Annotated in this window: 21 protein-coding genes and 1 pseudogene; 8 read left to right on the plus strand and 14 right to left on the minus strand. The window is 67.0% G+C overall.

The genetic code is table 11. The features are described 5' to 3' along the window. Nucleotides 1–22: 22 nt before the first annotated feature. The 13 genes and pseudogenes from IV088_RS13295 to flhD form a co-directional block, all read right to left on the minus strand. Complete coding sequence (locus IV088_RS13295; protein WP_291102687.1) at nt 23–1,360, minus strand: bifunctional cytidylyltransferase/SDR family oxidoreductase; 1,338 nt, start codon at nt 1,358–1,360, stop codon at nt 23–25. Next, nucleotides 1,360–2,970: a hypothetical protein gene (locus IV088_RS13300; protein ID WP_291102689.1), complete on the minus strand. Its 1,611-nt coding sequence runs from the start codon at nt 2,968–2,970 to the stop codon at nt 1,360–1,362. The genes IV088_RS13295 and IV088_RS13300 overlap by 1 nt, the downstream gene beginning before the upstream one ends. Nucleotides 2,971–3,018: 48 nt before the next feature. Further along, nucleotides 3,019–3,735, minus strand: coding sequence for an RNA polymerase sigma factor FliA (locus IV088_RS13305; RefSeq protein ID WP_291102769.1), 717 nt, complete (start codon nt 3,733–3,735; stop codon nt 3,019–3,021). A 5-nt stretch (nt 3,736–3,740) separates the two neighbouring features. After that, complete coding sequence (locus IV088_RS13310; protein ID WP_291102691.1) at nt 3,741–4,541, minus strand: hypothetical protein; 801 nt, start codon at nt 4,539–4,541, stop codon at nt 3,741–3,743. Continuing rightward, nucleotides 4,534–6,048: a flagellar biosynthesis protein FlhF gene (gene flhF / locus IV088_RS13315; protein ID WP_291102698.1), complete on the minus strand. Its 1,515-nt coding sequence runs from the start codon at nt 6,046–6,048 to the stop codon at nt 4,534–4,536. Before flhF ends, IV088_RS13310 begins: the two co-directional genes overlap by 8 nt. Next, nucleotides 6,045–8,126, minus strand: coding sequence for a flagellar biosynthesis protein FlhA (gene flhA / locus IV088_RS13320; RefSeq protein ID WP_291102700.1), 2,082 nt, complete (start codon nt 8,124–8,126; stop codon nt 6,045–6,047). The genes flhF and flhA overlap by 4 nt, the downstream gene beginning before the upstream one ends. Nucleotides 8,127–8,191: 65 nt before the next feature. Next, nucleotides 8,192–9,346 (minus strand): EscU/YscU/HrcU family type III secretion system export apparatus switch protein, encoded by a 1,155-nt coding sequence (locus IV088_RS13325; RefSeq protein WP_291102702.1) that lies wholly within the window; start codon nt 9,344–9,346, stop codon nt 8,192–8,194. 249 nt (nt 9,347–9,595) lie between these two features. Then, nucleotides 9,596–10,216: a protein phosphatase CheZ gene (locus tag IV088_RS13330; RefSeq protein ID WP_291102704.1), complete on the minus strand. Its 621-nt coding sequence runs from the start codon at nt 10,214–10,216 to the stop codon at nt 9,596–9,598. 19 nt (nt 10,217–10,235) lie between these two features. Beyond that, a complete protein-coding gene (gene cheY / locus IV088_RS13335) occupies nt 10,236–10,622 on the minus strand; it encodes a chemotaxis response regulator CheY (protein ID WP_291102706.1) in 387 nt (128 codons plus the stop codon). Between the two features lie 286 nt (nt 10,623–10,908). Beyond that, nucleotides 10,909–11,763 (minus strand): annotated as a pseudogene (motB, locus tag IV088_RS13340) (flagellar motor protein MotB); the annotation flags it as partial. Nucleotides 11,764–11,964: 201 nt separating this feature from the next. Continuing rightward, nucleotides 11,965–12,825, minus strand: a complete 861-nt coding sequence (gene motA, locus IV088_RS13345) for a flagellar motor stator protein MotA (protein ID WP_291102708.1) — start codon at nt 12,823–12,825, stop codon at nt 11,965–11,967. A 368-nt stretch (nt 12,826–13,193) separates the two neighbouring features. Continuing rightward, complete coding sequence (flhC, locus tag IV088_RS13350; RefSeq protein WP_291102710.1) at nt 13,194–13,733, minus strand: flagellar transcriptional regulator FlhC; 540 nt, start codon at nt 13,731–13,733, stop codon at nt 13,194–13,196. A gap of 123 nt (nt 13,734–13,856) precedes the next feature. Then, a complete protein-coding gene (gene flhD, locus IV088_RS13355; protein WP_236964008.1) occupies nt 13,857–14,195 on the minus strand; it encodes a flagellar transcriptional regulator FlhD in 339 nt (112 codons plus the stop codon). A 523-nt stretch (nt 14,196–14,718) separates the two neighbouring features. On the opposite strand from flhD, the gene IV088_RS13360 reads away from it, so the two are divergent. From IV088_RS13360 to IV088_RS13375, 4 genes are all read left to right on the plus strand, one after another. Further along, the gene (locus IV088_RS13360; RefSeq protein WP_291102713.1) at nt 14,719–15,543 is read left to right on the plus strand and encodes a flagellin; all 825 of its coding nucleotides are present in this window, start codon (nt 14,719–14,721) and stop codon (nt 15,541–15,543) included. A gap of 151 nt (nt 15,544–15,694) precedes the next feature. Further along, complete coding sequence (fliD, locus tag IV088_RS13365) at nt 15,695–17,110, plus strand: flagellar filament capping protein FliD (protein ID WP_291102715.1); 1,416 nt, start codon at nt 15,695–15,697, stop codon at nt 17,108–17,110. A gap of 80 nt (nt 17,111–17,190) precedes the next feature. After that, the gene (gene fliS, locus IV088_RS13370) at nt 17,191–17,625 is read left to right on the plus strand and encodes a flagellar export chaperone FliS (RefSeq protein ID WP_291102717.1); all 435 of its coding nucleotides are present in this window, start codon (nt 17,191–17,193) and stop codon (nt 17,623–17,625) included. A gap of 2 nt (nt 17,626–17,627) precedes the next feature. After that, on the plus strand, nt 17,628–17,921 hold the full coding sequence (locus tag IV088_RS13375; RefSeq protein WP_291102720.1) for a flagellar protein FliT: 294 nt from the start codon (nt 17,628–17,630) through the stop codon (nt 17,919–17,921). A 199-nt stretch (nt 17,922–18,120) separates the two neighbouring features. Here the strand turns inward: IV088_RS13375 and fliE are convergent, their stop codons facing one another. Next, nucleotides 18,121–18,441, minus strand: coding sequence for a flagellar hook-basal body complex protein FliE (gene fliE, locus IV088_RS13380; protein WP_291102722.1), 321 nt, complete (start codon nt 18,439–18,441; stop codon nt 18,121–18,123). A gap of 181 nt (nt 18,442–18,622) precedes the next feature. Here fliE and fliF point away from each other — a divergent pair, with 181 nt between their 5' ends. From fliF to fliI, 4 genes are all read left to right on the plus strand, one after another. Continuing rightward, a complete protein-coding gene (gene fliF / locus IV088_RS13385; protein ID WP_291102724.1) occupies nt 18,623–20,287 on the plus strand; it encodes a flagellar basal-body MS-ring/collar protein FliF in 1,665 nt (554 codons plus the stop codon). Between the two features lie 44 nt (nt 20,288–20,331). Further along, nucleotides 20,332–21,327, plus strand: a complete 996-nt coding sequence (gene fliG / locus IV088_RS13390; protein ID WP_291102726.1) for a flagellar motor switch protein FliG — start codon at nt 20,332–20,334, stop codon at nt 21,325–21,327. Then, nucleotides 21,311–22,021, plus strand: a complete 711-nt coding sequence (locus IV088_RS13395) for a FliH/SctL family protein (RefSeq protein WP_291102728.1) — start codon at nt 21,311–21,313, stop codon at nt 22,019–22,021. The genes fliG and IV088_RS13395 overlap by 17 nt, the downstream gene beginning before the upstream one ends. A 186-nt stretch (nt 22,022–22,207) precedes the next feature. After that, complete coding sequence (gene fliI / locus IV088_RS13400) at nt 22,208–23,635, plus strand: flagellar protein export ATPase FliI (protein WP_291102772.1); 1,428 nt, start codon at nt 22,208–22,210, stop codon at nt 23,633–23,635. Nucleotides 23,636–23,671 lie beyond the last annotated feature (36 nt).

The raw sequence follows: 23,671 nt of genomic DNA on the forward strand, positions 1-23,671 counted from the left end.
AAGTGGGTGGACGCTCGGACGTTCAGACCCGGGCGATGACGCCGGTGTCGGACGAGCTGAGCAGCTTGGCGGACGCGAGCGCGACCTCGTAGGGACTGAGCAGGGTGCGCTGGTCTTCGCCGGAAAAATTGGCGCGGCGCATCAAGGTGTCGGTGCGGCCGGGCACCACGCAGTTGACGCGGATGCCGTCGTCCTTCCACTCGTCCGACAGCGCCTGGGTGAGGTTGACGATGGCGGCCTTGCAGGCGGAGTAGGCCGAATAGTCGGCGCGCCCCCGGGTGAACGACGACGACGAAAACTGCAGCAGCATGCCGTGCGAGGCCTTCAGCGCCGCGTGGCTGCACTGGGCCACGTTGAGCGAGCCGAGCAGGTTGACCGAGACCTGCTGCGCCACGTCGGCGGGCGACTGCTGCTCCAGCGGGCTCTTGATCAACAGACCGGCGGCGTTGATCACGTTGTCGATGTGGCCCCACTCCTGCATCAGGCCGTCGATGGTCGAGGCCACCTGGGCGTGGTCGGTGATGTCGCAGCCACTGCGGCGCGACACGCTGTGCACCGTGCTGCCGGCCTCTTCGAGGATCTGCACGATGGCCTTGCCGATGCCCATGCTGCCGCCGAATACCACCGAGTTCTTGCCTTTGAGGTCGAGGCCGCTGAGGTTGGGCGCGAGGTGCTGCTGACGGATGCGGAACAGCTCGTCGGCCAGCACCAGGTCGATGGAGTCGGTGATCTTGATGTTCTCCGAGCTGCCCTTGACGATGCGCACCTGGCCCATCGGGTGGCAGGCCATGTAGATGCCGCAGTCGTCGGTAAACTCGCCCACCTTGTCCTGGCCCAGCTCTTCGTAGCTGCTGATCAGCGCGTCGAAGCGGAAGGCCTGCGGCGTCTGGCCGCGGTAGATGTGGTCGCGCTTGGGGATGCTCTGGATGAAGCCGTCGCGCTCCACGATGATGGTGTCGCTGGTCTTGATCGCCACGTCCACCGCCTCGTGGGCGGCGAGTGCCTCCACCACGTCGTGGATGATCTGGTGGCTCAGGAAGGGCCGGGCCGAGTCGTGCAGGATCACGTTTTTCGGCGGGTCGGCGCGCAGGTGCCGCAGCGCGGCGTAGGACGACGCCTGGCGCGAGGAACCGCCGACGATGACCTCGGCGCGCGTGCCCTTGAACAGGTCGCGCGCATGCTCCAGCGCATCGGCCGGCACCGTGATCACGATGCGCGCGTCGGGCGCAAAGCTGTGCAGACAGGCAAAGCTGTGCTCCACGATGGTCTTGCCGGCCACGCGGATGAACTGCTTGGGAATGGGCGAGTCGAGCCGCGAGCCGCTGCCACCCGCGAGCAGCACAAATGCAAAGTCCGCCATCACGCCACCTCCGCCGGTTGGTGGGCGTCGAGCACGCCCTTGAGCAGGTCCAGCGTGTCCGCCCGCATGCCGCCCGGCCGGTCCTGGTGGCGTTCCATGAGCTGGATCACCCGGTTCAGTTTTTCGTATTTCTTCGCCTGGATCGCTTCCAGCGCGCGCAGCCGACCGACGATCTGGTAGACCAGCCCGCCCACATCGACCGTCGAGGGCGACTGCAGGTGCGAGATGTACTCGGGGTCGGACTGGCGCCAGTCGCCGAAGTTTTCAGCGAGGTTCTTCTCGACGTCGCCCGGCACGTAGAAATCAATGCCGAGAAAGCTCACCGCCTTCAGCTCGAAGGGGGTGAAGGCGAACTTCTGCAGGTAACCGAAGTAGGACTCCACGCCGGTCACCCACATGCCGTTTTCGGGGTGGTAGATGAAGATGTCGATGGCCACGCGGGTGGCCTGGTGCATCACCGGGATGTGATAGGCCTTGCGGCCGCGCAGGCGGCGCGAGTCGATGCCGAAATGCCCGCTCTGCAGCAGCGCGTTGGCCACCTCGTACTGGTCTTCCCAGCCGATGATGCCGACGTCGATGTCCTTGTCGTGCGCCAGGATCTGGCCTTCCCGGGCGTAGCCCAGCAGCGTGCCCGACACCAGGAAGGCGCGTTTGCCCACCGCCGACAGCGCGGCCTGCAGATCGACCAGGGCCTGTGAGGCCTGGCCCGGATCAAACACCCGCTGCTGCTGTTCGGCCGCGGCCACGGCGTCCTGGGTGGCGAGGATGTCTTCGTTCAGCGAGGCCGCCGTGTCGGCCGCGCACATCAGCGCCACCAGCTCGTCCAGCGAGGCGATGGTCTCGGGCAGCTCGCCGGCGTGACAGTGGGCGCGCGCGGTGTCGAAGGCGGCGTGGATGAGGTCGTCGGACGCGGTGGCGCCCTTCGCGGCCAGGACCGCCGCCGGGTAGTTGCCCGAGACGAAATGGCACAGGCTCGCGAACAGGGCCAGGCGGCTGCGCACCTTGCGCACGGCCGGCAGGGGGCTGATCAGGTGGTTGCGGATGCGGGCGTAGCTGAGGCCCAGCGCCTCGATGTTCTGGGCCTGGCCGATGAAGGAATGGCGGTTGAACAACAGCTTGGTGAGGCGCAGCCAGTCGACCACGTCGAGCTTGCGCCGCACCAGCTCGCGCACGAGCTGGTCGACGAGGCCAAAGCCCTTGTGGTCGATCGCCAGCTCCACGGCGTGGAACCAGTCGTCGAGCGCGCCCGGGCATTTCCTCAGCGCCGCCGGTTCCAGGTCGCTGGCCTGCATCAGGGCCGTGGCGACCAGGCGCAGCGGATGCTTGGGCGAGATGGCCGTGAATTCGGGGCTGGGCGCCGAGCGCGCCAGCGACTGGTAGACGGCGAGCCAGACCTGCGACTGGCGCAGGTTGCGGCGGTTTTCCACCGCCAGCGAGGCCAGGTAGATCACCGTGGCCGGCAGTTTCATCAGGCGGGCCGCGTTGAGCGCGTCTTCACCGAGCAGCTGCAGCGGCATCTGTTCGTGGGTCAGCTGCTCCAGCGCGTCGTAATCCTTCGCCCTGAGCAGGCGGTCGATCGTGGCCACGCGGGTGAACTCGGCTTCAAGCATGGGAATTCCTCAGTGTCGTTCGGGCGGGCGGTGCCGGCAGGGCCTGGCTCAGTGTTCGCGCAACTTGGTGCGCAGCCGCGCGATGGACTGGCTGTGCAGCTGGCAGATGCGGGACTCGGTCACGCCCAGCACGGCCGCGATCTCCTTGAGGTTCATGTCGTGCTCGTAGTACATGCTCATGATCTGCTGCTCGCGCTCGGGCAGGACCTTGATCGCAGCCACCAGGGCCATGCGCATGCGGTGGTCCTGCAGCAGCGCCGAGGGGTCGGCTTCTTCGTCACCCATGTGGCGGTCGAGAAAGCCCTCTTCGTCGTCGTCGCGGCCGCTGATGTCTTCGAGGTACACGAGCTGGGTGCCGCGCACCTTGGCCAGCAGGTGCTGGTAGTCGGCCAGCTCCATGCCCAGCTCTTTGGCGATCTCGGATTCGAGCGGTGCGCGGTGCAGCTTCTGCTGCAGGCGGTGCACGGCCTGCTCGATGTCTTTCTGGCTCTTGCGCGAGCCGCGCGACATCCAGTCGCCCTCACGCAGCTCGTCGATCATGGCGCCACGGATGCGCTGGCTGGCGAAGGTCTCGAACTGCACGCCCTGCGAGGGCTCGAAGCGGGCGATGGCCTCGGTCAGGCCGATCATGCCGACCTGGATCAGGTCGTCCACCTCGACGCTGGGCGGCAGCTTGGCGATCATGTGGTGGGCCAGGCGGCGCACCAGCGGGCTGTATTTGCGCAGCTGGTCGTCCCGGTTCAGGGTGCCCTTGGCGGTGTACATCATCGTCAACTCCAGAGTGTGGGAAGCGCGCCCGAGCGGGCGCGGCCCAGGCCGGCGAAACGGGAATCTCGCAGACCGTGAAAGGTGTCCTGGCGCACCGGACGGCCGAGCGCGCTCTCCAGCACGCACTGGCCCCAGACCGGCTCGGTCCAGGTCTCGACGGCCAGGCTGAGGTGGCGCTGCGCGCAGTCGGCCACCGTCTTGAGCACCTGCTGCAGCGGCGTCTCGGGGTCGTCGCTCTCCATCGGGGCGAGCACCGGGGTGGCGCCGGCCATGCTGAGCAGCTTGAGGGCGCCGTAGGCCTCGATGCTGCTCTGCGGTTGCGACAGCACTGGCACCAGCACGCGCGCGGCCAGGCCGCTGAACAGCGGCGACAGCTCGTGCGGCGGGGCGAAGAGCAGCACCAGGCCGCCCGCGGCAAAGGGCGCGAGCAGGCGCGAAAGGGCGACCGTGCCGCCCGCGGTGCGCGCGGTCTGCTGCAGCGCCTTGAGCCCGAGCGCGCCCGGCATGACCAGCCACTCGTGGCCTTCGGACGGACGGCACAGACCGGACGTCGAGGGGTCGAGCAGCGCGTGCAGCAGGCCGAGGTGGCTGCCGTCACCGGGGTGGCGATCGGTGTTTTCAACGGCCGTGCCATCGATGATCACCGGCACCCGGCCCATCGCCTTGAGGTGTGCCGCGAGGGTGCACAGCATCTCGTAGGCGCGCGCCGGTTGCGCCGGGCTGGCCACCGGCATCATGGCCGGGCCACCGCGCACCGGGTCGGCGCGCAGGCCGGCCGCCTGGTCGAAACCCACTTCAAACACGGGCGCCTCCCAGCGGCAGGCCGTGGGCACCGGCTTGCGAGTAATAGAAGCCCATGTCGGCGGACAGGGGGTCGTAGGCCGACTTGCCGTCGGTGCCCAGCGACATGCGCACCAGCGCGGGCGCGTCGGGGTTCTGCCAGTCTTCGGGCACGCGCTGGCCGTTGGCCACGCCGCGCAACACCACCTGGTGGCGGATCAGCGCGTCCAGCGAGGGGCCGAGCTTGACGGCCTCGTCCACCTTGGAGAGCACCACCCCGTGCAGGGTGCTGGCCTTGAACGAGGTCAGCACGTCGTCGATCGTGTCGCCGTGGGCGCCGGCGTTGAGCACCAGGCACTTCTTGACCTTGGGCATGTCCAGCACCTCCAGCATGTCCTGGATGCGCTGGTCGCGCTGGCCCAGGCCGGCGGTGTCGACGATGACCATGCGCTTGGTGCTCAGCAGGTTGAGCAGGTCGTGGAGCGCGGCGCGGTCGTGCGCCAGGTGGGCCACGACGCCGAGCATGCGGCCGTAGGCGCGCAGCTGTTCGTAGCCCGAGACGCGGTAGGTGTCGAGCGTGATCAGGCCGACGCTGCCGGCGCCGTACTGCTGCACGCATTGGGCGGCCAGCTTGGCGGCGGTGGTGGTCTTGCCCACCCCGGTGGCGCCGATCAGCGAGATCACGCCGCCCTCGTCGCACAGGCCGGCGCCGGGCGTGGCCACCTTGAGGTTGCGGGTGAGCACGTCCATCACCCAGCGCACGGCCGCGGCGGCGCCGGCGTCGGAGGGCACGCGTTCGAGCACGGCGCGCGCCATGGTGGGCGAGTAGCCGGCGCGGATCAGCTTGAGCATCAGGGTGGACTGGATCGGGTCCTGCTTGGATGAACCGAGCCAGGCGAGCGTGTTGAAGCGCTCTTCGATCATGTCCTTGAGCGCCGACAGCTCCACCGCCATGCGGCCTTCGCCGTTGTCGGCAAAACGCTGCGACGGCTGCTCTTCCTGCACGGGCTGGACGCGGGTGCGGATCGGTGGCGGTTCGGGCACGTCGTTGAAACGCTGCACGGGCACGTTCAGGGCGGGCGGGGCCTTGGGCTGCGCCTGCACCTGGATCGGGGCCGGGCGCGGGGCGGCGGCGCGGGGCGCGGCGGCGCGTGGCTCGGGCGGCAGCGCATCGGCCGCGTCGTCGCCGTTCATCGCCGCGCGGCGCTTGCGCAGCATGCGCTCGCGCACGTACTCCTGGAACGACAGCGTGCTCATCGACATCTGCTCGGTGTCGCTCTCGACCGAACCGTCCATGGGCGCCGGCATCTGGGCCGCGGCGCGGGTGCGGATGGGTTGCAGGCGCTCGGCCGGCGGGGCCTTGGGCACCGAGGGAGAGACGTTGGCCAGGCTCTCTTCGGCCGCGGCCATCACCTCGAAGCCGTCGTTGGTGGCGCGGCTGGAGAGGATGACGGCGGTGTCGCCGAAGGCGTGACGCGCCTTGGCCATGGCCTCGCGGGCGGTCGGGGCGGTGAATCGCTGGATGTTCATGCTGCTAACTCCCCAAGAATCGGGCCAATGCGGATGAGGTGGGTTTCAGGGATCTCGCTGTGGGCGAGCACCTGGAGACGGGGCGCGGCGCGGCGCAGGAGACGGGCCATCGCGTTGCGGATGGCGTCGGGCACCAGCAGGCAGGCGGGCACGCCCCGTTCTTCCTGCTTGTTGGCGATGTCGGTGGCCGACTTGCTGAGCATCTCGGCCACGTTGGGGTCGAGTGCGCCGGCGGCGGCGCCCGAGAGCGCCTGCATCAGCAGCCGCTCCAGGCCAGGTTCGATGGCGATCACTTCGAGCTCTTTCACCGAGCCGTAGATCTGCTGCACGATGGCCGGCGAGAGCGCCATGCGCACGCGGCGGGCCAGCTCGACCGGGTCGGTGGTGTGGGGGGCGTGTTCGGCCAGGGCTTCGATGATGGTGCGGATGTCGCGCACGTGCACCGACTCTTCCAGCAGCAGCTGCAGCACTTTCTGGAACGAGGCGACGGAGATCATCTTGGGCACGACTTCTTCGATCAGTTTCGGGGCCAGGCGGGTCACGTGTTCAACCAGTTCCTGGGTCTCCGTCCGGCTCAGCAACTTGGCTGCCTGGACTTGCATCAAGTGTGAAAGATGCGTGGCCAGCACAGTCTCGGAATCAACCACAGTAAAACCCGCCATCTGCGCGTTTTCACGTTGCTTGTCTTCGATCCAGTGCGCGGGCAGACCAAACGCGGGGTCGGTCGTGGGGGTGCCGATCAGCGGGGTGCCCAGGCCGCCCGGATCGATGGCCAGGAACATGCCGGGGAACACCTCGCCCTCACCCACCACCACGCCGCGCAGGGTGATGCGGTAGGCGCTGGGGCGCAACTCCAGGTTGTCACGCACGTGCACCGCAGGCGGCAGGAAACCCACCTCCTGCGCAAATTTCTTGCGCACACCCTTGATGCGGGTGAGCAGGTCGCCCTGGCGGGTCTTGTCGACCATGGCGATCAGGCGGTAGCCCAGCTCCAGACCGAGCAGATCGACCGGTTGCAGATCGTCCCAGGTGGCTTCGCCGTCGCTCTGCACCGCAGGCGCTTCGGGTTCGGCCACGGGGCGGGCGTCCACCCGGGTGCGCCACCAGGCCAGGCCGCCGAAGATGGCTGCGAAGGTCAGGAACACCACGTGCGGCATGCCCGGGATCACGCCCAGCAGGAACATGACCGCGGCCACGATGCCCATGACCTTGGCGGAGATGAACATCTGCTGCATCACCTGCGCGCCCAGGTCTTCGTCCTTGCCCACGCGCGAGACCACCATGGCCGCGGCCACCGAGATCAGCAGCGAAGGAATCTGCGCCACCAGCGCATCGCCCACCGCCAGCAGGATGTAGGTGCTGGCCGCTTCGCTGGCCGACAGGCCGTGCTGCATCACGCCGACCGCGAAACCGCCGACGATGTTGATGATCAGGATCAGGATGCCGGCGATGGCGTCGCCGCGCACGAACTTGGAGGCACCGTCCATGGAGCCGAAGAACTCGGCCTCTTCGCCCACCTCGGCGCGGCGGCGCTTGGCTTCCTTCTCGTCGATCAGGCCCGCGCCCAGGTCGGCGTCGATGGCCATCTGCTTGCCGGGCATGGCGTCCAGGGTGAAGCGGGCCGACACCTCGGCGATGCGCTCCGAACCCTTGGTGATCACCACGAAGTTGATCACCACCAGGATCGCGAACACGATGAAACCGACCGCGAAGTTGCCGCCGATCAGGAAGTGGCCGAAGGCCTCGATCACGGCGCCGGCCGCGCCCGGTCCGGTGTGGCCTTCCATCAGCACCACGCGGGTCGAGGCGACGTTGAGCGAGAGGCGCAGCAGCGTGGTCAGCAGCAGCACCGTGGGAAAGACCGAGAAGTCCAGCGGGCGGCGCATGTAGGCCGCCACCATCATCACCACCAGCGCGATCGCGATGTTGAGCGTGAAGAAGGTGTCGAGCACCCAGGGCGCCAGCGGCAGCACCATCATGGACAGCACGGTGATCACCAGCAGCGGCGCCGCCAGGCCCTGGGCCCAGGCGGCGTGGCGGCCGAAGAACTGCTGGAGGAATTTGAGTTGGGCGTTCATTCGTAAACCTTCGTGCTATGCACTGCGGTGCGAGCTGGCTTGGGGCGGCCCGGCGCGGCGCTCATTCAGACAGCTCCTGTCGCGGGCTTTTTCCAGTGCGGGTCGAGTTCGGGCGGCACCTGCGGCGTGGGCACGTCGCCGGGCATGGCGCCGCGGCCGGCCATGGCGGCCCTGAGCTGGTACACGTAGGCCAGCACCTGGGCCACGGCGGTGTAGAGCGCCGACGGGATTTCGTGGTCGATCTCGGCGTGGGCGTAGAGAGCGCGCGCCAGCATGGGCGACTGCAGCACCGGGATCTGGTGTTCCTTGGCGACGTCGCGGATCTTGAGCGCGAGCAGGTCGGCGCCCTTGGCGATCACGCGCGGCGCGTTCATGGTGGCGTCGTCGTACTGGATGGCCACGGCGTAGTGGGTCGGGTTCATCACCACCAGGTCGGCGCGCGGCACCACACCCACGCTGATGCGCTGGGCCAGCTCGCGCTGGCGGCGGCGGCGCTGGCCCTTCATCTGCGGGTCGCCTTCGCTTTCCTTGTGCTCGCGCTTGACCTCTTCCATCGACATCTTCAGCCGGTTGGCGTGCAGGAACTTCTGGACCGGGAAGTCGATGGCCGCGAACACCGCGATCACGACCAGCAGGATGGTCACGCCCGTCTTCATCCAGATCCCGAGCTGCCCCAGCGACCCCTCCAGCGGCAACATCAGCAGGCCGGAGAAGGCCTGGAGGTGCGACGACAGGAAGTTCCACCCCACGGTGCCGACGATGGCGGTCATCACCACCAGCTTGATGGTCTCGACCAGCTGCTGCTTGGAAAACAGGCGGCCCAGACCGGCCAGCGGGCTGAGCCGCGTGAGGTCGGGGGCGATGGGGTGGGTGCTCAGCGCCCAGCTGCCGGAGGCGAAGGACACGCCCACGGCCAGCGCGATCGTCGCAACGCCGAGCGGCAGGTAGACCATCAGGCCGTGGCCGAAGCCGCCCGTCAGGCGCTCCATCATGAGCTGGGGCTGCAGCAGCGCGCGGTGGTCGAAGCGCAGCTGCGCGTTCAGCGCGTCCAGCATCAGCCCGAAGCCCGTGGGCAGCAGCACCATCAGCAGCACCGCGCCACCGCCCAGCACCGACAGGTTGGCCAAGTCCTTCGAACGCGGAATCTGCCCCTGCTCGCGCGTCTTCTTCAGGCGCTGCGCGGTCGCCGGAAGGTTCTTGTCTTGTGCGGAAGAGGACATCGATCTGACTCAAAAGGATTGAGTCAGATTGTGGAATTCAGGTCGGAAAACTAAAGCGCGATAAGGCGGGAAACCACCGCCTTATTCACAGAGCAAGAATGGAAAACACGCCCGGGATCAGCCGGAGCGCAGTGCCCGAACCCAGAACACCGTGGAACCGGCTTTGCCGGGCCGCAGGTGTTGCCCCTTGAGGGGCGGAGCGGCCACACGAAGTGAGCCAGCGACGGGGGTGGGCCCAGCCAGTCTCGGCTAAAAGCCGAGACTGGCAAGAAGATCGTCCACACCCGCCTGGTCGGTCACCACATCGGCGCGGCCCTCGGGCGTGACCACCGGCCCCTCCAGCGCCGTCGCCACGTAGGCGCGGTCCTGGCCGGGCTGGCCGGTGGGGGCGGACTGCAGCAGCAGGCCGAGCAGCTGTTCTTCGATGGTGCCGGCGAGCTGCACCACGCGCGCGATCACCTGGCCGGTGAGGTCGTGGAAGTCCTGCGCCATCATGATTTCGGTCAGGCGGGCGTCGCTCTTTTCGCTGTGATCGACCACGTCCTGCGACCATTCCAGCAGCTCGGGCATGGCCTTGCCCAGGCCGGGCACCGCGCCGATGGTGGACACCAGCTGGCGGCCGCGACCGGCAATGTGCGACTGCTCGGCTTTGGCCAGCTCGACGTGGTTGAGCACCTTCTCGGCGGCCTCGCCGGTCAGGCGCGCGATGTACGAGAGGCGGCTCTGCGCGTCGGGCAGCTGGTCCACCGAGCCCTTGAGCTTGTCGGTGTAGCCCAGCTCCTTGAGGGCATCGTGCAACTGGCGCGTGATCGCGCCCAGTTGCTGGAACATTTCAGGATGGCCTGGGCTGTTGGGGGCGCTCGGTGTCATGTGGTGCTCCCGATGCGGCTCAAAGGCCCAGTTTCTTGAAGATGTTGGCCAGCTTCTCTTCCAGCGTGGCCTTGGTGAAGGGCTTGACGATGTAGCCGGCGGCACCACCTTGCGCCGCCATCACGATGTCTTCCTTGCGGGCCTCGGCCGTGACCATGAGCACCGGCAGGTGCTTGAGCGTCTCGTCCTTCTTGATCTCGGCCAGCAGCTGAAACCCGTTCATGTTGGGCATGTTGATGTCGCTGACCACGAAGTTGAAGGTGCCGTTGCGCAGCTTGTTCATCGCGGCCACACCGTCTTCGGCCTCGTCGGCGTCGGCGTGGCCGATTTCTTTCAGCAGGTTGCGCACGATGCGGCGCATGGTGGAGAAGTCGTCAACGATCAGGAATTTCATCGGGGTGGACATGGTGGGTCTCCAGGCAGGAAACGATGGGCGGTCAACGGGGCGGGGAAACACCGACCTCTTCACGGGGTTTCGGCACTTCGGCAAGTTTCTGAAGGTCGGGCAGGCCCAGCGGCCGGAAGCGCACGGCCGGGATCTCGACGGCAGCGGCCGGCGCGGCGGCCTGCGGCGGGGCCGGCGCCACCAGGGGCGCCACCATGGGCGGGGCCAGCGCGGCCGGCGGCGCCACGGCGGCGGGACCGGCGGCGTCAGGGGGCCGGGGCACGGACGATCCGTCGCCTTTGGGCTCCATGCGCGCCTCGGCCTCGCGCGTCATCACCAGGATGCTGATGCGGCGGTTCAGCGCCGCACCCGGCGCCTGCGGGTCGAGCAGGCGGCTCGACGCCAGGCCCTCGACGCGAGCGAGTTTTTCGTCGGGCAGGCCGCCCAGCACGAGCTCGCGCCGCGACGCGTTGGCCCGGTCGGACGACAGCTCCCAGTTGCTGTAGCCCCGGTCGCCGCTGCCGTAGGGCGTGGCGTCGGTGTGGCCCGAGAGCGTGATGCGGTTCTCCACCGTGCCGATGGCCGCACCGAGCTCGCGCAGGATGTCGCGCATGTAGGGTTTCACCAGCGCGCTGCCCACATCGAACATGGGGCGGTTCTGGTCGTCGACGATCTGGATCTGCAGGCCGTCGCCGGTCTGCTCCATGCGGATCTGGGCACCGAACTCCTGCAGCGCGGGGCTGCTGGCGATCAGCTCGGTGATTTTTTTCTGCAGGGCGGCGATGCGCGCCTGGTCCTGCTGGGCGAGCTCGGCGCGGGCCATCTGCGTGCCCACGATCTTTTCGGCGCGCTTGGCGTCACCGCCGTCCACCTGGCCCACCGCCTTGCTGAGGTCACGCCCGCCGCCGGACAGGATGCTGTCGCTGTTGCCCGAACCTTCGCCGCCCATCAGCGCCACCTTGAACGGCGCATTGAAGTAACTCGCGATGCCGTCGAGCTCGCCCTTGGCGGTGGACCCCAGCAACCACATCAGCAGGAAGAACGCCATCATGGCCGTCACGAAGTCGGCGTAGGCGATCTTCCAGGCACCCCCGTGCGCCACGTGGCCGCTCGTCTTGACCCGCTTGATGATGATGGGCTGCAGTTTCTTTCCGTCAGCCACGGTGTGCCCCCCCCTGCGCCGCTGCGCGGCTTCCCCCCAGGGGGACGGCACTGGCGGCCCGGCAAAGCCGGTTCCGCGGTGCCCTGGAACAAGTCACGCGCTCCGGAGCGACATCCCACCCAGTGACAGCGAGGGGCCGGCTTTGCCGGACCGAGATGTCGCCCCCTCGGGGGGGTGACGCGAAGCGGCGCGGGGGGGCGCTCATTTCTTGCCTTTCACGTGGTCTTCCAGCTCAACAAAACTGGGGCGCACGTCGGAGAACAACACCTTGCGGCCGAACTCGATGGCGGTGCTGGGCGCGTAGCCCTGCATGGAGGCGAGCAGCGTGGTCTTGATGCACAGGAATTCCTTGCCGCTCTCTTCCATCTTCTGTTCCATCAGGCCGCCCATGGGTTCGACCACGCCATAGGCCAGCAGGATGCCGAGGAAGGTGCCGACCAGGGCGGAGCCGATCATGCCGCCGAGCACCGCCGGCGGCTGGCCCACCGAGCCCATGGTGTTGACCACGCCCAGCACCGCCGCCACGATGCCGAAGGCCGGCAGGCCGCCGGCCAGTCGCGCGATGGCGGCCACCGGGGCGTGCGCCTCCTGGTGGTGGGTCTCGATCTCGGCGTCCATCAGCGACTCGATCTCGTGCGCGTTCAGGTTGCCCGAGACCATCATGCGCAGGTAGTCGGTGATGAACTCGGTCACGTGGTGATCGCTGCCCACGGTCGGGTACTTCTTGAACAGGGGCGACTGGCTGGGGTTCTCCACGTCCTGCTCGATGGCCATCAGGCCTTCCTTGCGGGCTTTCTGCAGGATGTCGAACTGCAGCGCCAGCAGCTCCATGTAGCGCGCCTTGGTGTACTTGCTGCCCTTGAAGCAGCCGGCCAGGCCCGCGAACGACGCCTTCACCACCTTCATCTGGTTGTTCATCACGAACGCACCCATCGCGGCACCCAGGATGGTGATCAGCTCGAACGGCAAGGCCTTGAGGATCACGCCGATGTTGCCGCCGTGCACGATGTAGACGCCGAAGATGCAGGCCATCGACACCAGGAAACCCACAATGACAAACATGCTCTTGACCTCTGTGTATGAGCCCACCCCGCGCCGCCTTCGGCGTCACCCCTCAAGGGGCACCCTCTGCGGCCCGGCAAAGCCGGTTCCGCGAGGGTCTGGCCAGCGGCGCTACCGCGATCCGGCCACAGGAAAGGCATCTGGAAACTGATCTATCTATCGGTCAACTTTAGGGGCGATTGAAGCCCCCCATGAACGCGAAAAGGACCCACGGAGGGGTCCTTTTCAAAGCTTGACAACAGGGAGAACAGTTGTGGTGAGAGGGCTCCCCGGCGCGAAGTGCCTGAGCCCGGAACGCGGTGGAACCGGCTTCGCCGGGCCGCTCGCGTTGCCCCCTGGGGAGTGACGCCGCAGGCGGCGCGGGGGGATCAGTGCAACCGCAGGCCTCCGCTGGCACTGCCCTTGCCAGCGCGTGCCGGTGGCTCGCACATGCCGCAGACAAAGTTCTTGGCGTTCTCGTAGGGCTCGGTCACGAAGTTGCCGCCGCAGCAGGAGCACTTGGTCAGCGTCAGCATGCCGTTGTCGACGAACTTCACCAGGCGCCAGGCACGCGTCACCGACAACAGGGGCTCGATCACGCTGGCCTGCATCTGCTCGGTGTAGAGGCGGAAGGCCTTGATCACCGTGTCGATCTCTTCGAGGTCGCTGGTCTTGGACAGGTACTCGTGGATGTTCAGGAACAGCGAGGCGTGGATGTTGGGCTGCCAGGTCAGGAACCAGTCGGTGGAGAAAGGCAACTGGCCTTTCGAGGGGCTCTTGCCCGCCACTTCCTTGTACAGGCGCAGCAGGCGCTCGTACGACAGGCTGGTCTCGTACTCCAGCACCTGCAGGCGCGCACCCAGCTGGATCAAAGCGACAGCGCGCTCGATGTCACGCGATTCGTTCAAGATGCTTTTCTGGGTGGCCATGATGCGAACTCCGTAGGAGAGAAGAGATGTCTACAAACCGAGGGCGCCGAGGAACCGGCTCCGCCGGGCCTCCAGCGCCGCCCCCTGGGGGGGTGACGCCGCAGGCGGCGCGGGGGGCACCAATCAGTGAGCCGTGCTCATCGATTCCGCAAACTTCCCAGCCATCAGGATGGAGGCGTGCAGTTGCGTGGTGGTGGTGTTGTCCACCTTCTTCACGTTGTGGCTGGTCAGCAGGTTCCACACCAGGTCGTCGTCCACGCGGAAGCGGCACAGCAACATGTTGCTCGATGCGATCTTCAGCAGTTGGGCCGTGGAGAGCATGCCGAGCAGGTCGGCCGCTTCTTCGGTGAGACCCAGGCGGTACAGGGCTTCGGCGCGGTCCCGACGGATCAGGTTCTGAGCCAGCATCAGGTAGGTCAGGTTGGCTTCGCGGATCTCGGCCAAAAGTTGTTCGCTGTCCATGGGGTGCTCCTTGCGGTTCCGGGTCATCGATGCGGGCGGGGTGCTTACATCTGCTGACCGATGTATGCAATTGTGTCGATCGTAAAAATTTCTTGAATCGGCGAATGGCTGTTTGGCCTGTCAGGCGCACACCCCGGCCTTGTCAGGTTTTTTCCTACATCGTTGGTATTCATCCGGGTCCTGCCTGTGCGGGCCTGCTCCCGCCCCGGGACCTTTGAACCGGTCCTCAAGGTTTCGCGCCCTGCGCCGACTAAGGCGAGAACTGGGATGCGCCTCCCACGCTATTCAAACCATTTCAATGTGTTGCAGGGCTAAAGAATATGGCGGGACCACCGAAATTGAACTCAACGAACTTCTAAAAAGGTTCGTCGTCCGGCAAGCAGAAGCGGCGAGACGGTCAGAGGTCCCAGGACCCAGCCGGCACGCGCAGCAGCCAGCCCCGGTCATGGCGGCCAGCCTCCTGGCTGGCGTTGGGATTGGCAGGAATGCCGGATTACTTTGTTCAATTTTTTAGGAGTTAACGATGAGCACCATCAACACCAACGTGCAGTCCCTGAATGCACAACGCAACCTGGCCCAGTCGGCCGGTTCCCTGTCCACCTCCATGCAGCGCCTGTCCTCGGGTCTGCGTGTGAACACCGCCAAGGACGACGCGGCCGGTCTGGCGATTGCCGAGCGCATGAACGCGCAGGTCAAGGGCATGAACGTGGCGATCCGCAACGCCAACGACGGCATCTCCCTGGCGCAGACCGCTGAAGGCGCACTGGGCAAGGTCGGTGACTCGCTGCAGCGCATGCGTGAACTCGCCGTGCAGTCGGCCAACGGTTCCAACTCCGATGCCGACCGCGCCAACCTCGACGAGGAATACCAGGAACTGGCACTGGAAGTGACCCGCGTGCTGGAAGGCACCAAGTTCAACGGCACCAACCTGCTGAACGCCTCCGCCGGTCTGACCTTCCAGGTCGGCGCCGACAACGTGACCACCGACCAGATCGCCATCAACACGACCAACCTGACCGCCGGTTCGGGCATCACGGCCGTCGTGGCCGGCGGTGTGGGCACCCGTGCGAACGCGCTGACCGCCATGGACAACCTGGACACCGCCATCGACGAAGTGACGACCGCCCGTGCGTCCTTCGGTGCCAAGCAGAACCGCTTCGACTCGGTGATCTCCAACCTGCAGGTGTCGTCCGAGAACCTCGCCGCTTCGCGGGGCCGGATCATGGACGCGGACTTCGCGGTGGAAACCTCGAACCTGTCGCGCGGCCAGATCCTGCAACAGGCCGGCACCGCGATGATCGCCCAGGCCAACCAGCTGCCCCAGGGCGTGCTGTCCCTGCTGCGTTGATTCACAACACCGATCCGCCACACCCCCGGGTGGGGCGGGACGGCGGCGGCGGCACCCCGGTGCCCCGCCGCGTTGTCTTTCGAGGCATGTCCCCATCGCATGCAGCCCGCGTGCGATGGGGACATCCCGTCGTGGATGACAAGGAGCCCCCATGGCCAGCATCTCTTCCCCAGGCATCGCCAGCGGCCTGGACATCCAGAGCATCGTCTCGCAGCTCGTCGCGCTGGAGAAAGCGCCCCTGACCCAGCTCAAGTCGCAGGCCACGTCCTTCCAGACCAAGCTATCGACCATGGGCACCATCAAGTCGCAGGTGGCTGCGCTGGGCGATGCGGCGGCCAAGCTGTCCAAGAACACCGGCTGGGACGCCGTCAAGGCCACCTCGTCCAACCCCTCCGCCATCGGGGTGACGGTCAAGGCCGGCGCACCGGCCACCTCGGTCACCATGACGGTGCAGAACCTCGCCAAAGCCCAGTCCACCGCCTCCACCGCCGTGCCCACGGGCACCGCCATGGGCACGGGCAGCATGACCATCGAACTCGGCCAATGGACCGGCAGCAGCTTTGCCGCCGGCAGTGGCACACCGGTCACGATCGACATCGCCGCGGGCGAAGATTCGCTGGCCGAAATCGCAGCCAAGATCAACGAATCCGACGCGGGCGTGAGCGCCACGGTGCTCAAGGACGCCTCGGGCGAACGCCTGCTGATGCGCTCGAAAGACACCGGCGTGGAAAACGCCTTCCGCATCACGGTGGCCGACGACGACGGCGAGGACGCGGATGCCAGCGGCCTCTCGCGCCTGGCCTTCAGCGTGGGCAACGCCAACGGCATGTCGCGTTCACAAAGCGCCGAAAACGCCCTGGCCACGATCAACAACGTGAGCGTCAGCTCGGCCAGCAACACGCTCTCCGGCACCCTCACCGGCATGACGATGCAGCTCAGCCAGGTCACCACCGCGCCGGTCGAGATCGAGGTCAGCAACAACACCGAGGCCATCAACGCCAACGTCAAGGCCTTTGTCGACGCGTACAACGCGCTCAACACCACGCTGGCCACCGCCACCCGCTACGACGAGGCCACCAAGATCGCCGGCCCCCTGCAAGGCGACTCCACCACGGTGGGCCTGCAGAACGCGCTGCGGGGCATGATGCGCTCAGTGTCCAGCAGCACGCCCTACAGCCGCCTGTCCGACGTTGGCATCGAGTTGAAATCCGGCGGCAAGCTGGAGATCGACGCGACGAAGATGGACGCCGCGATGGACAACCTGGACGACCTCAAGGCCCTGTTCACCACCACCGGCAGCGACCCCACGGCGGTCGGCTTCGGATGGAAGATCAAGACCTTTGCGGAGGGCCTGATCGACTCCGATGGCACGGTGACCAACAAGACCGAAGCCATCCAGGCCTCCATCAAACGCAACACCCTGAATCAGGAGCGCGTCAACGACAAAGCCGCGCGCTCCGAGAAGCGCCTGCTGGCCCAGTACAACGCCATGGACGCCTCGGTGGGCAAGCTCAACAGCCTGAGTGCCTTCGTCAGCCAGCAGATCACGATGTGGAACAAGAGCTGACGAAAATGAACACGTCAAGTACTACAGTCCCGGGCGCCGATGCCGATAAAAAAAGGCATCAGCAACAAGGAATTGACACCATGTTCACCTCGGTCCACTCCCGCGCAGCATCCGCCTACAAACGCGTTGCCGTCGAAACCAGCGTGCAAAGCGCCGACCCCCACACGCTGGTGGGTTTGCTCTACGACGCGCTGCTGCAGTCGATCGCCGAGGCCCGCGGCGCCATGAGCCGCGGCGACACGGTGGCCAAGGGCGCGTCCCTCGGCAAGGCCGTGCGCATCCTGGAAGAAGGTCTCAAGGCGGGGCTGAACCTGCGTGAAGGCGGGGACATCGCCGCCAACCTGCGCCAGCTCTACAGCTACAGCACGCTGCGCTTGACACAGGCCAACCTGCGCAACGACGAAAAAGCACTGGAAGAGGTGGCGCGGCTGATCGAGCCCGTGGCCGAATCCTGGAAGCAGATCAAGGGCCAGGGGCCCACCCACCTTCATCCCGTCCTGGGCCAAGGAGCCTGACCATGGAGCACAGTTTGCTGGACTACTACAAAGCCATCGAAAACGCGAGCCAGAAAATGCTGGAAGCGGCCCAGACCGAAAACTGGGACCAGATCGTCCACCTCGAAGGCACCTGCGCCGTGCTCATCGCCCAGCTGCGCCACAAGTCGCGCAGCGTGTCGCTGGCCCCCGAAGAGCGCAAGGAAAAGACCCGCATCATGCACCGCATCCTGCGCGCCGACGCCGAGATCCGCGTGCTGGCCGAGCCCTGGCTCAGCGATTTAGAACAGCTGATGGACGTCAAACAGGTGCATTGACATGCCCCCCGCGCCGCCTGCGGCGTCACCCCCCAGGGGGCGATGCGAGTGGCCCGGCAAAGCCGGTTCCACCGCATCCTGGGTGAAGGCACCTCACGTCGGAGGGGAAGTTGATCCCAGGGCACCGCGGAACCGGCTTTGCCGGGCCGCCAGTGCCGCCCCCTGGGGGGTGACGCCGCAGGCGGCGCGGGGGGAGCCTTCAGACACTCATGTTCATGATGTCCGTGTAGGCCTGGACCATGCGGTTGCGCACATGCAAGGTGGCCTGAAACCCGATCTGCGACTTCTGCATCGCGAGCATGGTTTCTTCCAGGCTCACATTGGGGTTGCCCTTCTGCACCTCGTTCTGCAGGCGCGAGGCGTCGTTCTGGGCCTTGCTGACCGAGTCGAGCGCGCTCTTGAAGTTGTCGGCAAAACCGCCTCCCACGCCGCCGGCCGCGCCCGCGGCGGGTCGCTTGAAGGCGGTCTGGCCCACGCCGGTCAGGGCCTGGCTGGGCAGGGCATTGATTCGCAGGTCCATGGCGGTTTCCTTCACAAAAGTGCAGGCTTTGATGCTAGTGACCCGCCGCTGCCGACGCACCGGGAATAAGGGGTCAAAGGCCGGCCTTTTCATCGCTATGCGCGAAGGGCCGGGGCCGAATAATCGGTCGCAACGGGGGTGATGCCCCCTTTGCCGACCCACCACCGAGCCCCCTCCCGCCATGAGCAACAACGTCGCCGAACTGGACATGCAGCCCGTGAGCCGCAACGCCCTGAGCGCCGGTCTGTCGGGCATGGAAAAAGCCCAGAAGATCAAACTGGGCCTGGGGGCCTTCGGCCTGCTGGTGATCGCGATCGCGCTGTTTTTCATGGGCCAGCAGCCCGACTGGAAGGTGCTCTACGCCAACCTGAACGACAAGGACGGTGGCGCCATCATCGCGCAGCTCACCACGATGAACGTGCCCTACAAGTACACCGAGGGCGGCGGCGCGATCATGGTGCCCAGCGACAAGGTGCACGACACGCGCCTGCGCCTGGCCTCCCAGGGGCTGCCCAAGGGCTCGGTCAACGGCTTCGAGCTGATGGAGGCCAACCGCTTCGGCATGACCCAGTTCCAGGAGCGCCTGACCTTCCAGCGCGGCCTCGAAGGGGAACTCACCCGCTCGATCCAGTCGCTCTCGTCGGTGCAGGCCGCGCGCATCCACCTCGCCCTGCCCAACCAGAACGGCTTCTTCCGCGAACAGCAAAAGCCCAGCGCCTCGGTGCTGCTCACCCTGCACCCCGGCCGCACGCTGGACAAGGCGCAGGTCGCCGGCATCGTGCACCTGGTGGCGTCCAGCGTGCCCGAGATGAACCCCAAGGCGGTGAGCATCGTGGACGACGCCGGCAACCTGCTGTCGGCCACGCCCGAGGGCCAGGCCCAGGGCGCCGACACGCAGAAGCTGCAGTACGTGCAGCAGATGGAACAGCTCTATACCCGCCGCATCCTCGACATGATCGAGCCGCTCGTGGGCGTGGGCAACGTGAAGGCGCAGGTCAGCGCCGATGTCGATTTTTCGCTGGTGGAGTCCACCTCCGAGCAGCACAAGCCCAACCAGGGCGCCGAGCCCGGCACGGTGCGCAGCCAGCAGCTGATCGAAGACGGCTCACCCGCCGTCGCGCAGCCCGCGGGCGTGCCCGGCGCCACCACCAACCAGCCCCCGGCCACCGGCACCGCACCCATCAACGGCGCCGCCGCCCCGCTGGGCGTGGCCGCCAACGGCGACAAGAGCGGCACGACGCGCAAGGAATCGGTCATCAACTACGAGATCGACAAGACGGTCAAGGTGGTGCGCGAGGCCAGCGGCACGGTGCGCCGCCTGACCGCCGCCGTGGTGGTGAACCACCGCAGCGTCACCGACAAGACGGGCAAGGCCATCACCAGCGCGATCCCGCCCGAGCAGCTGGAACAGATGACCGCCCTGGTGCGCGAGACCATCGGCTTCAACAAGGACCGCGGTGATTCGGTCAACGTGGTCAACGCGGTGTTCAACATCGCCAAACCGGTCGAAGAGGTGCCGCTGGCCTGGTGGAAGCAGCCCGACAACATGGAGCTGGCGCGCAGCATGGCCTGGCCGGTGGGCATGCTGGGCATGGCGCTGCTGGTGCTGCTGGGCATGGTGCGCCCGGGCCTGAAGATGATGCGTTCACCGGCGCTGCCGAAGCCCGACAGCAACGCCAGAACGCCGCAGCTCAACGCCGTGCTCAACGAGACGCCCGATCGGCCGAGTCTGCCCATGCCCACCGAGGACCAGCGCCTGGCCGACGCGAAACGGCTGGCCCTGGAAAACCCGATGGCCGTGGCCAACATCGTCAAGAGCTGGGTCAACGGCGAAGCCCCTGCATGACCATGACCACCCGCTCGAACGGCGCACGCTAAGGAAACACGATCATGGAAGACCAGGGAATCCAGGACGCCGCGATCTTTCTCATGTCGCTGGGCGAGGAAGAGGCGGCCGAGGTGTTCAAGCACCTGAACCCGAAGGAAGTGCAGAAGCTCGGCGAGGCCATCGCCAAGACCCGTTCCGTGTCCCACGAACGGGTCGATCAGGTGATCCAGAAGTTCACCTCCGTGGCCTCGTCGCAGAGCCTGCTGGTCTCCGACACCGACAACTACGTGCGCGCGGTCCTCAAGCGCGCCCTGGGCGACGACAAGGCTTCGCTGCTGATCGACCGCATCCTGCAGGGCGGCGATGTCTCGGGCATTGAAAGCCTGAAGTGGATGGACCCCCTGTCCATCGCGGAACTGCTGCGCAACGAGCACCCGCAGATCGTCGCGGCGATCATGGTGCACCTCGAATCGGACCAGACCGCCAGCGTGCTGAAGAACTTCACCGAACGCACACGCAACGAGGTGATGCTGCGCATCGCCACGCTCGAAGGCATCCAGCCCACGGCGCTGAAGGACCTCAACGAGGTTCTCTACAAGGTGCTGGCCGGCGGCGACAAGATCCGCAAGACATCGATGGGCGGCATCAAGACCGCCGCCGAGATCATCAACATGATGGGCTCGCAGATCGAGACCTCCATCATCGAGTCGATCCGCGGCTTCGACGCCGACCTGGCGCAGAAGATCATGGACAAGATGTTCACCTTCGAGGACCTGATCAAGCTCGACGGCAAGTCGATCCAGATGGTGCTCAAGGAAGTGCCGCTGGAATCGCTGGTGATCGCGCTCAAGGGCGCCACCTCGGAGCTGCGCGAACTGATCCTCTCCAACATGTCCACGCGCGCCGCCGAGGGTCTGCGCGACGACCTGGAGTCGCGCGGTCCGGTCCGGCTGTCCGAAGTGGAAAGCCAGCAGAAGGACATCCTGAAAATTGTCCGGCGCCTGTCGGACGAGGGCCAGATCGTGATCGGAGGAGGCGACGATGAAGGCTTCGTCTAAACCCAACCCGCACACCCGGTTCATTCCCCGGGAGGAAATCGACGGTTGTTCGGCCTGGCACTTCTCGTCGATGGACGGCAGCGACCAGATCCGGGTCGCCGTGCCGGTGGCGGCAGAACCCGAACCCGACACCGCGCACGAGCAGGCGCTGCAAGACGCCCGCCAGCAGGCCTACGCCGACGGTTTCAACCACGGTCACGACGCCGGCGGCCAGGAAATGCGCGACGCGCTGGAAGCCACGGTGCACCGCAGCGCCGAAGAGACCGCGGTGCGCATGGGCCAGTTGCTGCACAGCATGACCGATCAGGTCATCGCCAGCGAACAGAAGATCGCGCGCCAGGTGCTCGAACTGGCCTGCGACATCGCGCGCCAGGTGATCCGCCAGGAGCTGCAGTCCAACACCACGCACCTGCGCGCGGTGATCGGCGAGTCGCTGGAGCTCATCGTCGAAGACGGGCTGCCCGCCACGGTGCGCATGCACCCGGACGACCTCTCGCTGATGAAGGGCACCCTGCTGGAGACCCTGGGCGAAAACGCACCCGACTTCGTGGCCGACCCGAGCATCTCGCCGGGGGGCTGCATGATCCAGTCGCCCAGCACCGCCGTGGACGCCACGATCGAAAAACGCTGGTCGCGCGCGATCGGCAACCTGGGCATGAGCGCAGAGTGGCAACCGAAAGACGCTGATGTCTAGATGTGAAGCACCCCCGCCGCGCTGCGCACGACCCCCTCAAGGGGGCGATGCGGTGCGGCCCGGCGAAGCCGGTTCCGCCGCATCCTGGGTGGAACATTTCTCGCCGGACGCGCCGGGTTGCTTGTGAGCAGAGAGGTTGACATGACCGACAGCACACTGGGCACCGAGGGCCGCTGGGACCACTTCATGGGTGACCTGCGCACCAGCGCCAACGTGCACACCCCGCTGGAGGTGCGCGGCACGCTCACGCGCCTGGCCGGTCTGGTGCTCGAGGCCGTGGGCCTGCGGGTGCCGGTGGGCTCGCAGTGCCTGATCGCCAACGGCGCCAAGGAGCCGGTGCTGGCCGAGGTCGTGGGCTTCTCCAGCGACCGCGCCTTCCTCATGCCCGCTGGCGACACCCACGGCCTGGCCAGCGGTGCCAGCGTGACGCCGCTGCCGCCCTACCGCGCCACGCCGCGCCTGGGCCAGGTGAACAAGCCGCCCTCCCCCGGCGACCGCGGCCTGCTGCGCCTGCCGCTGGGCCGGGGCCTGCTGGGCCGCGTGGTCGACTCCCATGGCCACCCGATGGACCACCAGGGGCCGATCACGGACGTGGACATCGAGCCCATGGACCGCGCGCCGCTCAACGCCATGGACCGCGACCCGGTGCGCGAACCGCTGGACACCGGCGTGCGCGCGATCAACGCCCTGCTCACCGTGGGCCGGGGCCAGCGCATCGGCCTGTTCGCCGGCTCCGGCGTCGGCAAGTCGGTGCTGCTGGGCATGATGGCGCGCTACACCAAGGCCGACGTGATCGTGGTCGGCCTGATCGGCGAACGCGGCCGCGAGGTGAAAGAGTTCATCGAAGACATCCTCGGCGACGAGGGCCGCAAGCGCTCGGTCGTCGTGGCCGCGCCGGCCGACTCGCCGCCGCTGGTGCGCATGCAGGGCGCGGCCTACGCGACCGCCATCGCCGAGCGCTTCCGCGACGACGGCCTGCACGTGCTGCTGCTGATGGACTCGCTCACGCGTTACGCCATGGCGCAGCGCGAGATCGCGCTCGCCATCGGCGAACCACCCGCCACCAAGGGCTACCCGCCGAGCTGCTTTGCCAAGCTGCCGCAGCTGGTGGAGCGCAGCGGCAACGGCCTGAACGGCAAGGGTTCGATCACCGCCTTCTACACCGTGCTCAGCGAGGGCGACGACCAGCAGGACCCGATCGCCGACGCGGCGCGCGCCATCCTGGACGGCCACATCGTGCTCTCGCGCGCGCTCGCCGAATCGGGCCACTACCCCGCCATCGACGTCGAGGCCTCGGCCTCGCGCGTGATGCACAACGTGGCCGGTGCCGTGCACCTGGAGCTGGCGCGCAAGTTCCGCAACAACTACTCGCGCTACATGAAGAGCCGCGACCTGATCCAGCTCGGCGCCTACGCCGCCGGCAGCGACCCCGAGACCGACCGGGCCATCGTGCTCTACCCCGCGCTGCAGCGTTTCCTGATGCAGGACATGCACGAGGCCGCCACGATGGACGTCAGCCTGAAACAGCTCGCCACGGCGCTGCAGGAAGACAAGGGTGGCAAGGACCCGAAACAGCGCCAGGCCCGCCCCCACCACAACCCATATGAGGGATGACCCCCCGATGCGCCTTTGGCGCTCCCCCCCAGGGGG

This window comes from Hydrogenophaga sp. (genome assembly GCF_018780075.1).
Classification (GTDB): domain Bacteria; phylum Pseudomonadota; class Gammaproteobacteria; order Burkholderiales; family Burkholderiaceae_C; genus Hydrogenophaga.